The organism is Paraburkholderia sp. 32, from assembly GCF_050435345.1.
GTDB lineage: Bacteria > Pseudomonadota > Gammaproteobacteria > Burkholderiales > Burkholderiaceae > Paraburkholderia > Paraburkholderia tuberum.
This window is the reverse complement of the sequence record NZ_JBNDKD010000001.1, coordinates 69,305-82,542: the sequence shown is the minus strand read 5'-3', so window position 1 is coordinate 82,542 and position 13,238 is coordinate 69,305. Positions and strand designations below refer to the sequence as shown.

Below are 13,238 nucleotides of genomic sequence, written 5' to 3'. Positions count from 1 at the left end.
CCGCGCTTCCTGCTCGCTCCTTTTTGCTATTTCTTCGCGCGTTTGCGGCCGGCGCTGAGCTGCCAGTAGCGCTCGGTCGCGAACACGTCGTCGTAGTTGCCGGCGCCGAACGCCCGCAACTGGCTCGCGTACGCGTTGACCGCTTCGCGTTTCAGATGCGCGCGGCGCTGCACGTCGATCGTGTGGCCCGCGCTCGGCGTTGCCGGCGTCGCGACGATGCCGCGCTGCGCGAGATCGGCGAGCCGCGCCTGCACCGCGCCCGGCGTGAGCCGGTGAATCGCTTCCTCGTAACCGAACCAGTCCAGATGCGTGAGCCGCGGCAGGATCTCGCAGCACGCTTCGAATACCCGGGCGTGATCGTCGTGATGCAGGCCAAGCGGCATCAGCAGCGTGTTCGCGGTCGTGCGGTAAATCGTTTCCTCCAGCGCCGCGGCCATCTGGCTGATCGACGGCGAGTCGGCGTACTGGCTGTCGCGAAACGGCATGCGCAGCGGGATCGCGTCGAGCACTTCGAGCGCGCGGTTGTCTTCGATCGTGCGTTCGCGGACCGCTTCATGGGCGTTCGCGAAGCCTGCTTTTTCGTCCCACTCCGTGTGCATGTCGTGTTCGGGCGGTGCGGCGAACACGGTGCAGACGGCGGCGTCGGGATGGGCGGCGAGCAAGGCGCCGCAACTGAAGACGGCGTCGTCGAAATGGGGCGAGACGATGAAAAGGCGTGGAGTGGTTTCGCTCATGGGCTTGCGTGTGGGGATTCGAGGCGGCACGGATGAGGCATCGAGGCTGCCGGTCGTCAAGGCGCCGCGTGCGAAAAAAATGGCGTCACCTCAGCTTAGGCGCAATTGGCGCGGCTTGCGCGCGAAACTTGCGGGGCGCAAAGCGCGTGCCTGAAAGACCGCGGATCGAACTTTCGATCCGTCCATCCAGTGACGCTCGTGGCTTTCCGGTTCGTCGCGCGCCGCCGTCAGGGGCCCTTGAAGCGCACGTTTTTGGTGTGAGTCGCCATCTCGACGGCTCAAGTACAACCAGAAGGTTGAGATCGAAACGCGTCAGATCCAGGGGCTTCATGCCGCATCAGTGTTCCTTGTCCGGCAAGATTCTCGATGTCGACCGGCTGCGGTCAGCCAGTCTCGGCGAGCCTGATGTTAGCGGCTAGAGCGTGCGCAAATCGTCCGGCGTGTCCACGTCGCGCAGAATGCCGGGATCGTCGACGTCGATGCGCGTCAGCGCGTGTGACCTGAGCAGCGCTTTCGCGCCGGTGTCGCCGTCCAGCGCGAGTAGCGCGTCGCGATGCTCGCTGCCGAAGCCGACCGGATGGCCGCGCTGACCGTCGTAGAACGGCGCGACGAGCGGCGCGCCGTTGTCGAGCGCGCGGGCTATCGCTTCGATCGTCGGAACCGCAATGCGCGGCATATCGGCGAGCGCGACGATCCAGCCCTCGGCGTCGTCGCTCGCTTCGATACCGGCGGCGAGGCTCGCGCCCATGCCGCGCTCGGCGCTCGCAGCAAACACGACATCACAGCCGGCATCGTTCAGCGCGCGGGCGAGCGCGTCGGAGCCCGGCCGCACGACAGCGAGCACCCGCGTCACGACCCGCAGCAGCCGATGCGCGGCTTCATGCGCAACCGGCTTGCCGTCGGGCATACGTGCGAGCAGTTTGTTGTGCAGCCCGTGCGGATCGAAGCGCGAGCCGAGACCGGCGGCGAGCAACACACCAGTGGCGAGCGAAGCGTAGGCCATCGGCGGATACCGGTAGACAGGAATGTCCCCGATTGTGCGATGCAACGGTGCGCGAAGCAAGCGGCAAGGCACGCCCGATGCAAGCCGCCCGCCGCTTTCGCTTTCACTCCAATTCCGACACTGCCGCCGGTTCAGGTCCGCACCGCCTTGTCCAGCGTGATCGGCAGATCGCGCACCCGCACGCCGGTCGCGTTGTACACCGCGTTCGCGATCGCGGCCGCCACGGCCGTGATGCCGATCTCGCCGATACCGCGCACCCCGAGCGAGTTGATATAAGGATCGGGCCGGTCGATGAAGGTGATGTCGAGCGTGCCGATATCGGCATTCACCGGCACGTGATACTCGGCGAGGTTCGCGTTCGTGAAGCGTCCGAAGCGCGCATCGAGCGTGCTTTCCTCCTGCAGCGCCGCGCCGATGCCCCATACGATGCCGCCCATCATCTGGCTGCGCGCGGTCTTCTGGTTCAGCACGCGGCCGACGTCGTACACCGCGACCACGCGCGGCACGCGGATCGTGCCGAGCTCGGCATCGACGTGGACCTCGACGAACACCGCGCCGAACGAGTGGAACGAGTACTTCTGCTTCTCGTCGCCGGGCTTCACGGTCGCGCTCGCCTCGATCGGCTTGCCGCCCGCGCGCGCGATGATCGCCGCGGCCGGATCGCGCTTGCCCGGTTGCGAGCGGCTCACGACCCAGCCGCTTGCGACGGTGACGTCATCGAGCGGCAGGCCATGCACGGGCGACGCCGCATCGGCAAGCGCCAGCGCGATCAACTGGCTGCGCGCCTGGCTCGCCGCGTCGCGCACCGCGGGCGACACGCTGGCCGCCGACTGCGAGCCGCCCGAGACCGGCGCGCGCGGCAGCGACGAATCGCCGAGCGCGAAGTGGATCTGCTCGGGCGTGAAGCCGAGCGCATCGGCGGCGACCTGGGTCATCACCGTGTAGGTGCCGGTGCCGATGTCCTGCGTGCCCGATGCGACCACCGCGGTGCCGTCCGGCAGAATCTGCGCAAGCGCCGACGCCTCGCTGCGGTTGGCCGGATAGGTCGCGGTCGCCATGCCCATGCCGATCAGCGTGTTGCCGTCGCGCCTCGAACGTGGCGCGTGCGGGCGGCGCGACCAGCCGAACTTCTCGGCGCCGATCTGATAGCACTCGCGCAGCGACTTGCCCGACCACGGCTTGTGCTCCTGCGGATCGCTGTCTGCGTAGTTCTTCAGGCGCAGCGCGAGCGGGTCCATCTTCAGCGCGACGGCGAGTTCATCCATCGCCGATTCGAGCGCGAACGAGCCGGTGGTTTCTCCGGGTGCGCGCATGAAGGTCGGCGTGCCGACATTGAGTTGCACGAGCCGGTGCGTCGTTATCTGGTTGGGCACCGCGTACAGCATGCGCGTGACCATGCAGCAGGTCTCGGTCCAGTCTTCGATCATCGACGTGTTCGAAATGCTGTCGTGACGCATCGCGCTCAGCGTGCCGTCATGCCGCGCGGCGATCACGAAGTGCTGCTCGGTGCGCGGCCGCGCGCCGACCGGGCCGAACATCTGCGGGCGTTCGAGCGCGAGCCGCACGGGCCGCCCGGTTTGCCGCGCGGCCATCGCGCACAGCGACACGTGCGACCACGACGAGCCCTTGCAGCCGAAGCCGCCGCCGATCAGCGGCGAGATCACGCGCACGTCGGACACAGGGATGGCGAACGTCTTCGCGAGCACCTGCGCGGCGCCGCTCACGCCCTGCGTCGAGTCGTAGACCGTCAACTGCGGGCCGTCCCATTGCGCCATCGTCGCGTGGGGCTCCATCGGGTTGTGGTGCTCGATCGGCGTCGTATAGGTCGCTTCGATATGCACGTCGCCGCTTTGCATGCCGTCTTCGAAGCTGCCGCGCTGCGTGTCGGTCTGGCGGCCCTGCGGCTTGTCCGGCGCATGCGCGTGCGCCTTCGCCTGCTCGAAGTCGAGCGCCGCGGCGCCCGGCTGATAGGCGATGCGCAGCTGGCGAGCGGCATCGGCCGCATGTTCGAGCGTATCGGCGACGACCACCGCGACCGGCTCGTTGCTGTAGTGCACTTCGTTATCCTGCAGAAGCGACAGATGCCGGCCGGCCGGCGGCGCGAGCGCGGGCCGGCCGCCATTCGGCAGGCGCGGCGCGTTCTGGTAGGTCATCACGAGCAGCACGCCGGGCACGGCCTCGGCGCGGCTCGCATCGATCGACGCGATCGTGCCGGCCGCGATCGTGCTCGTCACGAGCACCGCATGCGCGAGGCGCGCCCCGGGGAATTCGGCTGCATAACGCGCGTCGCCGGTCACCTTCAGCAGTCCGTCGACGCGATCGAGGGGTTGTCCGATCAGATTCATGCGATACCTCCCGCGTTGCCCGCTGCCTGATTGACCGCACGCACGATCGCGCGCTGCGCGAGCTGCACCTTGAAGGCGTTGTCGTGGCGCGGCTGCGCGCCGCTCAATGCGGCCGCGGCGGCGTTCTTCAGCGTGGCCTGGCTGAGCGGCTGGCCGCTCAGCATCTGCTCGGCCACGTTCGCGCGCCATGGTTTGTGCGCGACGCCGCCGAGCGCGATGCGCGCGCTCTGAACACGCTCGCCATCCATCTGCAACGCCGCCGCGACCGATACGAGCGCGAACGCGTAGCTGGCGCGGTCACGCACCTTCAGATAGTGCGAATGCGCGCTGAAGAGCGGCGGCGGCAGATCGACCGCGGTGATCAGCTCGCCGGGCTGCAAGGTGGTATCGACATCGGGCCGGTCGCCCGGCAGCCGATGGAAATCGGCGAACGCGATCGTGCGCTCGCCGCTGGGACCGCTCACGCGCACCAGCGCATCGAGCGCGGCCAGCGCGACGCTCATATCCGACGGGTTGACCGCAATGCATTGCGGGCTCGCGCCGAGGATCGCATGCGCGCGGTTATGGCCGTCGAGCGCCGCGCAGCCGCTGCCGGGCAGGCGCTTGTTGCACTGCGTGAACGCGGTGTCGTAGAAGTAGCCGCAGCGGGTGCGTTGCAGCAGATTGCCGCCGACCGTCGCCATGTTGCGCAACTGCGCCGACGCGCCCGCGAGCAGCGCTTGCGACAGCAGCGGGTACTGCTCGCGCACCAGCGCGTGATTGGCCGCGTCGCTGTTGCGCACCAGCGCGCCGATGCGGATGCCGCCGCCGGGCAGCGTCGTCACCGAGTCGAGGCCGCCGATGTGCGTGATATCGATGAGCCGCACCGGCCGCGCGACGCCGCCCTTCATCAGATCGAGCAGATTCGTGCCGCCGCCGATGAATACCGCGCCCGGCTGTTGCGCGGCGCGCACCGCGCTGGCGACGTCGCCGGCGCGTTCGTAGGAGATCGCATCCATGTCGGTCTCCGTCAGGCGTTGTCGTGCGCGGCGCGGACCGCGGCGACGATGTTCACGTACGCGCCGCAGCGGCAGAGGTTGCCGCTCATGCGTTCGCGGATTTCGTCGTCGGTGAGCGCGGCGGGACGCGCGCGCACGTCGGCGGTCACGGTGCTCGCCGTGCCGTTGCGGAATTCGCTGAGCAGGGCGGTCGCCGAGCACAACTGCCCGGGCGTACAGTAGCCGCACTGGAACGCATCGTGTTCGATGAACGCGGCCTGCACCGGACTCAACGCGCCGTTGCTCGCGAGTCCTTCGACGGTCGTGATGTTCTCGCCTTCGTGCATGACCGCGAGCGTCAGGCACGAGTTGATGCGGCGGCCGTCGACGAGCACCGTGCAGGCGCCGCATTGACCGCGGTCGCAGCCTTTCTTCGTGCCCATCAGTCCCGCGTATTCGCGCAACGCGTCGAGCAGCGTCACGCGCGGTTCGAGTTGCAGCGTGTACGCGCGGCCGTTGACGGTCAACGTGACGGGGCGCGGCGGCACCACGGGGATGCCTGGCGGCGCGGGTGAGGCGGGCGTCGGCGCTTGCGTTTGCGCGCGCAGATGCGGCGCCGCACCGATCGTCGCGGCGGCCGCCGCAGATTGCAGGAAGCGGCGTCGTGACGGTTGGGAAGGCGTGGTGGTGGGCTCGGCGGTGGACTCTGATGCGGGGGCGTCCCCGCAATGCTGACATTCTGTAGGCGTAGTCATGACGATCTGTTGACTCCACTGAAAGGTCAATGCAGGCTGACGACGCGTCGATGTCCAACGCATCGCGTTGAAACAAAACTATTGCGCAGCAATTTGAATGCCGTTGCAGCTAACACGGTATTAAAAACTCGCTGCAAGCGCAAAGCCGATCTGCGCAATAAAGGCAGGCCAATATGCGCAATGACCGCGATGGAGCTCCGGCTGGAGCCGCGCAAACACGGGCAAAAGTTGCACGTTGCAACGGGGAAAATGCGAAATCGACCTCCGGGCTCAACGCGCCCGGCAGGCTGCGAGGATGCCTCGCAGCAAATCGATCGGCGGCGGACATCCGGGGATCGTCAAACTCACGGGTAGCTTCGCCGCGGATGTCGACAGGTTTGAACTGGATGGAAAATGTCCGCTTTGCGGGTGATAAATTTGGAACGGGCCAACCGGGCGCGGAGCAATAGGCGAGGGAGGGATGATCATGGCGAAGCTGCGCATTGCGACGTTCAACATCAACGGTATCCGCTCGCGGCAGGCGGCGCTATTGCAATGGCTCGAGCGCGAGGCGCCGGACGTCGTGTGTCTGCAGGAACTGAAGGCGGTGGATAGCGCATTTCCAGTCGACGCATTGCGCGACGCCGGTTATGGCGCCGTGTGGCAAGGCCAGAGCGCATGGAACGGTGTGGCGATTCTGGCCAAAGGCGACGCACCGCTCGAACGTCGGCGCGGTCTGCCCGGTTTCGAAGACGACACGCATAGCCGTTACATCGAGGCCGCGGTCGGCGGCGTGCTGATCGTGTGTCTGTACCTGCCGAACGGCAATCCGCAGCCCGGCCCCAAGTTCGACTACAAGCTCGCGTGGTTCGATCATCTGATCGCGCATGCGGCGCAGCTCTACCAGAGCGGCCACCCGGTCGTGATCGCTGGGGACTTCAACGTCGTGCCGACCGACGAAGACATTTACAACCCGCGCTCGTGGCTAAAGGACGCGCTGCTGCAGCCGGAGAGCCGCGAGCGTTATCGCAGGCTGCTCGCGCAAGGCTGGACCGATGCGCTGCGCACGCATTTCGGCGACGAACGCGTGTACACGTTCTGGGATTATTTCCGCCGTCATTGGGATACGAATTCGGGGCTGCGCATCGATCATCTGCTGCTGAGCGCCGACCTCGCGCCGCGCCTGCGCGATGCGGGCGTCGACCGTTGGGTGCGCGGCGAACCGCATGCCAGCGACCACGCGCCGACGTGGATCGAACTGGAAATGGGCGCCGGCCGCAAGAAGAAGAGCGGCTGGTGAAGCGGCGGGCGATCCGCTTGCGGCGGATCGCCCGCTTTGGCGCGACTGCTGCGCCCTGTTGATCGGCGCCTATGATCCGGCGCCGTGCCTGCTTCAGTCGTAGTCGCGACCGCCGCGCGACCACAGCGCGCCCATCACGAACCCGGCGAGAGCAACCACGGCCAACGTCGTGAACGGGTTTTCGGCCGTCGTATCGCGCACGAGGCTCGTCGTATTCGCGCATAACTGCTGCGCCTTGCCGCTCAATTCGCGCGCCTTGCCCGCTACCTGCGCGCTGGTGTCGCCGACGGCATCGCCGACCGCGCTTTGCACCTTGCCCGCGACTTCCTTTACCGCGCCTGCCGCTGAATTCGTATCCATATGCATCGCTCCTATTGTCATATTTACGTGCGGGCCCGCTGCAATTGCAACGCGCTCGCACAAGGGCGCCGCGCAAGCCGTGCCACTGCGGCGTGAGCCTGCGTCAGTGACGAAAGGGGTGCAAGAAGTGCGCCCGGCGACGGGACGCCATGCATCCGGCCAAACGGGACGTGCGGGAACATCATCGTCGGCGCCCGAAATTGATGCCGACGAACACGGCCAGCAGCATCAGAAAACCGCCGAACAGCAGCGCGGCATTGACGAGCACCTGGCGCAGCCCGAGCGTTTCGACGTCGATGAACGGATACGGATAAAAATCCGACAGGCTGCCGCGCCAGAACGTGATGCCGAGATAGGCGAGCGGATAGACGAGCCACAGCGGAGCGTGGCGCAACCGCAGATGAAAACGCGGCACGAACAGCACCCAGTAGAGCGCGGCGAGCATCGGCAGCACGCTGTGCAGCGACTCGTTGAGCAGGCGCCGGTAGGGCGACAGCGGCCACAGTCCGCGCAACAGCAGGTTGTACGCGAGGCCGACGAACACGATGTACGCGACCACCGCGGTCACGACCGTGGGCTGCCGGAAAAAGCGCACGAGCGGCGAGCGGTGCTTCCGCAGCACGATGCAGGTGAAGCAGAGCGCACTGGCGAGCACCGTCAGATTGGTCAGGTAGCTGCTCATGCGCGCGAGCGCGTCGAACACGGTGAGCCCGCGCGCGAGCGATCGATCGATCGTGAGGTCGGCTTGCGCGAGGATCGCCATCCACGCGATCAGCGCAATGACCGCCGCCAACGTCAGCGACGACACACTGGGCGTATGCAGCGGCAGCTCGGGCTCGCGCTGCGGAGCGAGGGTAGGGCGCATGCGCTCGATTCTACGCGCGGTGCGCGCGCGGCTGCATGGGCTTTCGCGCCCACGCGCGCCGGCGTTGGCAAAATACTACGGCGTACTACGCGAGCTACTGGCTGGCTGTAAAGCGGGTTGCAACGCGGGTTGCAAGCTCGCCGCCACGGCTGCAAGGGCCGCGCTCACAGGCGGAGATTCATTGTGTGTTTCGACCCGTTATGATCGCGGCTGCAGCCCTCGATGTTAACGACGCCGCGCGCGGCAAGCAGTCTCTGTCAGCGCCGGTTCAAGACTCGCAAAACGGAGAGAAAGCATGAAAGCCAGCACCATTGCCGAACGGGAAGCGCGCGGCCGCGCCGCGCGCGAGCATTCGAAACGCTCGAGTCACCGGGCGGTCGGCGAGTTGCACCGCGATCCGATCGAGCTGCTGAAACAGAGCAGCGCGGAGCGCGTCGAGAATCTGGTGCCGCTGCGCTATGGGCGCATGGCTGCCTCGCCGTTCTCGTTCTTTCGAGGCAGCGCGATTCTGCAGGCGCACGATCTGAGCAAGGTGCACGACACCGGCCTCACCATGCCGATCTGCGGCGACGGCCATCTGATGAATTTCGGCGGCTTCGCCACGCCCGAGCGGCAACTGGTCTTCGACCTGAGCGACTTCGATGAAGTCTCGATCGGCCCGTTCGAATGGGACCTGAAACGCCTGTGCGCGAGCCTCGTCGTGGCCGCACGCCAGATGCGCCTGAGCCGCGGCACCGCCGAGAGTCTGGTGATGACCGCGGTCGGCTCGTATCGCGATCGCGTCGCGCAATACGCGCAGTTCGGCGCGCTCGACCTGTGGTACGACCGCATCACGTTCGACCGCATGGCCGAGATCGCACTGACGCCCGAGCGCCGGCGCGCGGTGCGGCGCGGCATGGAGAAGGCCGCGAGCCGCACGCATGAAAGCCTGCTCGAAAAAATGGCCTCGTTCGACGGCAATCGGTGGACCATCCACGATGCGCCGCCCGCGCTGTTTCGCGTGCACGGTGCGAACACGTTGTTGACGGCCGAGGAAACCGAAACCTACCGGACCGGCAACGTCGACAAGATGGTCGAGCAAGTGTGGGACGAGTACCGCAAGACGATGTCGCACGATCGGCGCGAACTGCTCGATCACTTCACGAGGCACGACGTCGTGTTCAAGGCGGTCGGCGTCGGCAGCGTCGGCACGCGTTGTCTGGTCGTGCTGCTCGTCGATCACATGGGCAAGCCGTTGTTCCTGCAATTGAAGGAGGCGCGGCCGTCGGTCATCGCGCAGTTCTACAAGTCGCCGGCGGTCAAGCATCAGGGCGAGCGCGTCGTGCAAGGACAGCGGCTGCTGCAGGCCGCGAGCGACGTCTTCCTCGGCTGGGGGACCGGGCCGCTCGGGCGGCATTTCTATTTCCGCCAGCTGCGCGACATGAAGCTGTCCGCGAATATCGAGCTGTTCGACAGCGATCTGCTCGACGGCTATGCGCGGCTATGCGGCTGGATCATGGCGCGCGCGCATGCGAAGGCGAGCGGCCAGGCGATCGAGATCAGCGCGTACATCGGCCGCGGCGATCAGTTCGGCGAAGCGCTGAGCGGCTACGCGAGCGCCTACGCGGATCAGGTCGAGCGCGACTACGACGTGTTCATCAAAGCGTGCCGCGACGGCAAGCTCGAAGCGCGCACCGACGAGGACATGGCGGCGGATTTCCGTGTGTAGCGCTGCGTGCGCGTGGTGTCACTTCACGCGCACCGTCACGCATCGGCGCGCGCTTCGCGCAGCGTGACGAAACGCAGATGGCGCTCGCGCGCCGCTTCGATCACGCTCGGCAGCACCGCGAGAATCAGCGGCTGGCCTTCGATCGTCAGCGCGGCGTTGCCATCGTGCAGCAACAGGATGTCGCGCGCGGCGAGACCATCGAGCAGCCGCCGTGCAACCACGTGAGGGTCACGCTCGCGCGTATCGTAGCCGCGTCGTGTCCAGGCCGCGAGACGCAGATCGAGCTTGCGTAGCACGGGCTCCAGGAAGAGGTTGCGCAGGCCGGCGGGCGCGCGGAAAAACATCGGCCGCGCGCCGCTGATGGTTTCGAGCGTGCGTTGCGCGGCGGCGATCTCGCGCGTCAACGCGCGCGGAAACGTGACCGAAAACGTATGCACGTGCACCTGCGAGTGATTTTCGAGCCCATGCCCACGCGCGACGATCTCGCGCGCGAGTTGCGGATAACGCTCCACCTTCGCGCCGATGCAGAAGAACGTCGCGCGCACGTCGAACGCGTCGAGCAGATCGAGCACTTGCGGCGTGACGGCGGGATCGGGACCGTCGTCGATGGTCAGCGCGATTGCATCCGCGTTGCGCGGGTTCGCGGGCAGGCGGGTCCAGTTGGGCCCGAGCAGGGTGGAGCGCGGCAATAGTCCGGCGATCGTGAACAGCGCGTGGTTCGCGACGATCGCGGCGAGCCACCATGGCCACGCGGCCGGTGCGACAGCCACGCCGATCAGCACGATCACGTGCCAGCCGATCGTGCCGTTCAGCAGTGCGGAGTTGCGGCTACGCGGCCAACGGCGCGGCGGGTTCGGGCATTCATTCATCGAACGTGCTTCCAGTACGCCTTCCTCCGTCCCGGGAAGGCCGTGAATCTTGCGCGATGCGCAGCCGCGAACGATACCACTGTTGCGCTCGTCGACGTGCCGTTCGGCGGCCACGTATCCGGTGAAAGCGCGCTGAAAGACGTCGCGCGGTTTGCGATCGCCGATTCGCTGTTGTATGGTGCGGGGCGAAAAGAGTCGCGCGTGTCGATGGCGATTGGACCGATCGCCGCAACAAGCTCGGGTCGCTACCCAATACAAAACAGGAGATGCGTGATGTCGGAAACAGGAAACGGAAAAGTGGCGCTGGTGACGGGCGCGGGCAGCGGCATCGGCCGCGCGTGCGCACTGACGCTCGCGCAGCACGGCTATAGCGTGGTGCTCGCCGGCCGCCGCCAGGCCGCGCTCGATGCGGTCGCGCAGGAAGCGCGGGCGCTGCGCGGCGACGCGCTCGCGGTTGCGTGCGACGTGACCGACGCCGACAGCGTCGCCGCGCTTTTCGACACGATCCGCGCGCGCTTCGGCCGGCTCGACCTGCTGTTCAACAACGCGGGACGCAACGGCTCGCCCGTCGATCTCGACGAAGTGAGCATCGACGAATGGCGTTCCATCGTCGATACCAATCTGAACGGCGTGTTCCTGTGCACGCGCGCGGCGTTCGGCCTGATGAAGACGCAGAACCCGCGCGGTGGCCGCATCATCAACAACGGCTCGATCTCCGCGCATGCGCCGCGTCCGAACAGCGCCGCGTACACGGCGACCAAACACGCGATTACCGGACTCACGAAAGCGGTGTCGCTCGACGGCCGCAAATACGACATCGTGTGCGGGCAGATCGACATCGGCAACGCGGGGACCGAGATGGCCGCGCGAATGGCGCGCGGCGTGCCGCAAGCGAACGGCGAGATCGCGGTCGAGCCGCTGATGGACGTGCAGCACGTCGCCGACGCGGTGCTGCATATGGCGAGCCTGCCGCTGTCGGCGAACGTGCAGTTCATGACGATCATGGCGAGCAAGATGCCGTTCGTCGGGCGCGGCTGAGCGGCGCGCAGCACCGGCTCACAACGCCGGGGCGCGGAGCGGGGCGCGCGCGTTCAACTTATACTGGGCGCTCCGCCGTCTTTCCACGCAAAGCAAGCCGCCGTGCCCCGCGCCACACCCAGCGACGACCCGCCGCCACAGCCGCCCGTGCGGCCCGATCTCGACGACTGCTGTCATAGCGGCTGCACGCAGTGTGTGTTCGATCTCTACGATGAAGCGCTGGAGCGCTACGAGCTCGCGCTGGCTGCGTGGCACAAGCGGCAGGCGCAGAAAGCGCGGCCAGCGCGGCGACCGGACACGCAGGGCGCGAAGTCGAAACCGCAAGCCGACGCGCGTCGCTCGACACCCACGCGCGGCAAACCGAGCCCTCCCCGCTGATTCGCGCACGAATTCGCGCACGATCGTCCACCGTCCCCGTTATGACCGACCTTCAGCTCACGCCGACCGAATCTCTCACCGATCCGCACACGCTCGACGATCTGCATCGCTTCGTGCAGCGTCATCCGCGCCTGTTCGTGCTGACCGGCGCGGGCATCAGCACTGACTCCGGCATCCCCGGCTACCGGGACGACAACGGCGCATGGAAGCGCTCGCCGCCGATCACGCTGCAGGAGTTCCTTGGCACGCCGGCGATGCGTCAGCGCTACTGGGCGCGCAGCATGGTCGGCTGGCCGCTCGTCGCGCGCGCGCAGCCGAATGCCGCGCATGTCGCGCTCGCGCGGCTCGAAGCGGCCGGTCACGTGCCGACGCTGGTCACGCAGAACGTCGACGGCTTGCATCAGCGCGCGGGCAGCCGCGACGTGATCGAGCTGCATGGCGGCATCGACGGCGTCAGTTGTCTCGACTGCGGCATGCAGCACTCGCGCGCGGCGATCCAGCAGACGCTCGAAGCCGACAACCCCGCTCTGCTCGACGTCACGGCCGAAGCCGCCGCCGATGGCGACGCGCATCTCGAGTGGCACGATCTCGGCGGTTTTCGCGTGCCGGCATGCACGAACTGCGGCGGGTTGCTGAAGCCGTCGGTGGTGTTCTTCGGCGAGAACGTGCCGAAGGCGCGCGTCGAAGCGGCGTCGCATGCGCTCGATGCGGCCGACGCCGTGCTCGTGGCCGGCTCGTCGCTGATGGTGTATTCCGGCTACCGCTTCTGCGTGTGGGCGCAGCGCCAGGGCAAGCCGATCGCGGCGATCAACCTCGGCCGCACGCGCGCCGATCCGTTGCTGTCGCTGAAGGTGGCCGCGCCGTGCGGCGATACCTTGAGCGCGCTCGCCGGTCTGCTGGCTGGCGATTGAGAATGAGTAGATCCCG

The 13,238-nt window shown here is 67.2% G+C and carries 13 protein-coding genes and 1 pseudogene; 5 read left to right on the top strand and 9 right to left on the bottom strand.

Annotated features, from left to right (window positions below; all coding sequences use genetic code 11):
- Window positions 1–26 precede the first annotated feature (26 nt).
- The 6 genes and pseudogenes from OKW26_RS00370 to OKW26_RS00345 form a co-directional block, all read right to left on the bottom strand.
- Entirely contained in the window at window positions 27–734 is a 708-nt protein-coding gene (locus OKW26_RS00370; protein ID WP_090809333.1) for a PIG-L deacetylase family protein, read from the bottom strand.
- Window positions 735–1,149: 415 nt separating this feature from the next.
- Window positions 1,150–1,737 carry a nucleotidyltransferase family protein gene (locus OKW26_RS00365; RefSeq protein ID WP_184060523.1) on the bottom strand — a complete coding sequence of 196 codons (588 nt, stop codon included), beginning with the start codon at window positions 1,735–1,737 and terminating at the stop codon, window positions 1,150–1,152.
- A gap of 131 nt (window positions 1,738–1,868) precedes the next feature.
- Window positions 1,869–4,082, bottom strand: a complete 2,214-nt coding sequence (locus tag OKW26_RS00360) for a xanthine dehydrogenase family protein molybdopterin-binding subunit (RefSeq protein WP_429352308.1) — start codon at window positions 4,080–4,082, stop codon at window positions 1,869–1,871.
- Complete coding sequence (locus OKW26_RS00355) at window positions 4,079–5,080, bottom strand: FAD binding domain-containing protein (protein ID WP_187613611.1); 1,002 nt, start codon at window positions 5,078–5,080, stop codon at window positions 4,079–4,081. Before OKW26_RS00355 ends, OKW26_RS00360 begins: the two co-directional genes overlap by 4 nt.
- An 11-nt stretch (window positions 5,081–5,091) precedes the next feature.
- Complete coding sequence (locus OKW26_RS00350; protein ID WP_429352307.1) at window positions 5,092–5,814, bottom strand: (2Fe-2S)-binding protein; 723 nt, start codon at window positions 5,812–5,814, stop codon at window positions 5,092–5,094.
- A gap of 270 nt (window positions 5,815–6,084) precedes the next feature.
- Window positions 6,085–6,168: pseudogene (locus OKW26_RS00345) on the bottom strand (formate hydrogenlyase); the annotation flags it as partial.
- Between the two features lie 112 nt (window positions 6,169–6,280).
- Between OKW26_RS00345 and xth the strand changes: the two are divergent.
- On the top strand, window positions 6,281–7,093 hold the full coding sequence (gene xth / locus OKW26_RS00340; protein ID WP_429352306.1) for an exodeoxyribonuclease III: 813 nt from the start codon (window positions 6,281–6,283) through the stop codon (window positions 7,091–7,093).
- Between the two features lie 93 nt (window positions 7,094–7,186).
- On the opposite strand, the gene OKW26_RS00335 is transcribed toward xth, so the two are convergent.
- Together OKW26_RS00335 and OKW26_RS00330 are read right to left on the bottom strand one after the other, a co-directional pair.
- Window positions 7,187–7,453: a CsbD family protein gene (locus OKW26_RS00335; protein WP_013091250.1), complete on the bottom strand. Its 267-nt coding sequence runs from the start codon at window positions 7,451–7,453 to the stop codon at window positions 7,187–7,189.
- Between the two features lie 181 nt (window positions 7,454–7,634).
- A complete protein-coding gene (locus OKW26_RS00330) occupies window positions 7,635–8,318 on the bottom strand; it encodes a Pr6Pr family membrane protein (RefSeq protein WP_090809359.1) in 684 nt (227 codons plus the stop codon).
- Window positions 8,319–8,613: 295 nt separating this feature from the next.
- On the opposite strand from OKW26_RS00330, the gene OKW26_RS00325 reads away from it, so the two are divergent.
- A complete protein-coding gene (locus tag OKW26_RS00325; protein ID WP_429352305.1) occupies window positions 8,614–10,026 on the top strand; it encodes a DUF2252 domain-containing protein in 1,413 nt (470 codons plus the stop codon).
- 35 nt (window positions 10,027–10,061) lie between these two features.
- Here the strand turns inward: OKW26_RS00325 and OKW26_RS00320 are convergent, their stop codons facing one another.
- The gene (locus OKW26_RS00320; RefSeq protein ID WP_429352304.1) at window positions 10,062–10,895 is read right to left on the bottom strand and encodes a polysaccharide deacetylase family protein; all 834 of its coding nucleotides are present in this window, start codon (window positions 10,893–10,895) and stop codon (window positions 10,062–10,064) included.
- A gap of 273 nt (window positions 10,896–11,168) precedes the next feature.
- Between OKW26_RS00320 and OKW26_RS00315 the strand changes: the two genes are divergently transcribed.
- The 3 genes from OKW26_RS00315 to OKW26_RS00305 all read left to right on the top strand — a co-directional run bounded on the left by OKW26_RS00315 (window position 11,169) and on the right by OKW26_RS00305 (window position 13,222).
- Window positions 11,169–11,933: an SDR family oxidoreductase gene (locus OKW26_RS00315; RefSeq protein WP_187619826.1), complete on the top strand. Its 765-nt coding sequence runs from the start codon at window positions 11,169–11,171 to the stop codon at window positions 11,931–11,933.
- Window positions 11,934–12,035: 102 nt separating this feature from the next.
- Window positions 12,036–12,311 (top strand): oxidoreductase-like domain-containing protein, encoded by a 276-nt coding sequence (locus tag OKW26_RS00310; protein ID WP_429352303.1) that lies wholly within the window; start codon window positions 12,036–12,038, stop codon window positions 12,309–12,311.
- A gap of 41 nt (window positions 12,312–12,352) precedes the next feature.
- Window positions 12,353–13,222 (top strand): NAD-dependent protein deacetylase, encoded by an 870-nt coding sequence (locus OKW26_RS00305; RefSeq protein WP_184060535.1) that lies wholly within the window; start codon window positions 12,353–12,355, stop codon window positions 13,220–13,222.
- Window positions 13,223–13,238: the final 16 nt, after the last annotated feature.

Coding starts and splice junctions, on each gene's coding strand:
- OKW26_RS00370 (WP_090809333.1), bottom strand. CDS start 734: ATGAGCGAAACCACTCCACGCCTTTTCATCGTCTCGCCCCATTTCGAC.
- OKW26_RS00365 (WP_184060523.1), bottom strand. CDS start 1,737: ATGGCCTACGCTTCGCTCGCCACTGGTGTGTTGCTCGCCGCCGGTCTC.
- OKW26_RS00360 (WP_429352308.1), bottom strand. CDS start 4,082: ATGAATCTGATCGGACAACCCCTCGATCGCGTCGACGGACTGCTGAAG.
- OKW26_RS00355 (WP_187613611.1), bottom strand. CDS start 5,080: ATGGATGCGATCTCCTACGAACGCGCCGGCGACGTCGCCAGCGCGGTG.
- OKW26_RS00350 (WP_429352307.1), bottom strand. CDS start 5,814: ATGACTACGCCTACAGAATGTCAGCATTGCGGGGACGCCCCCGCATCA.
- xth (WP_429352306.1), top strand. CDS start 6,281: ATGGCGAAGCTGCGCATTGCGACGTTCAACATCAACGGTATCCGCTCG.
- OKW26_RS00335 (WP_013091250.1), bottom strand. CDS start 7,453: ATGGATACGAATTCAGCGGCAGGCGCGGTAAAGGAAGTCGCGGGCAAG.
- OKW26_RS00330 (WP_090809359.1), bottom strand. CDS start 8,318: ATGCGCCCTACCCTCGCTCCGCAGCGCGAGCCCGAGCTGCCGCTGCAT.
- OKW26_RS00325 (WP_429352305.1), top strand. CDS start 8,614: ATGAAAGCCAGCACCATTGCCGAACGGGAAGCGCGCGGCCGCGCCGCG.
- OKW26_RS00320 (WP_429352304.1), bottom strand. CDS start 10,895: ATGAATGAATGCCCGAACCCGCCGCGCCGTTGGCCGCGTAGCCGCAAC.
- OKW26_RS00315 (WP_187619826.1), top strand. CDS start 11,169: ATGTCGGAAACAGGAAACGGAAAAGTGGCGCTGGTGACGGGCGCGGGC.
- OKW26_RS00305 (WP_184060535.1), top strand. CDS start 12,353: ATGACCGACCTTCAGCTCACGCCGACCGAATCTCTCACCGATCCGCAC.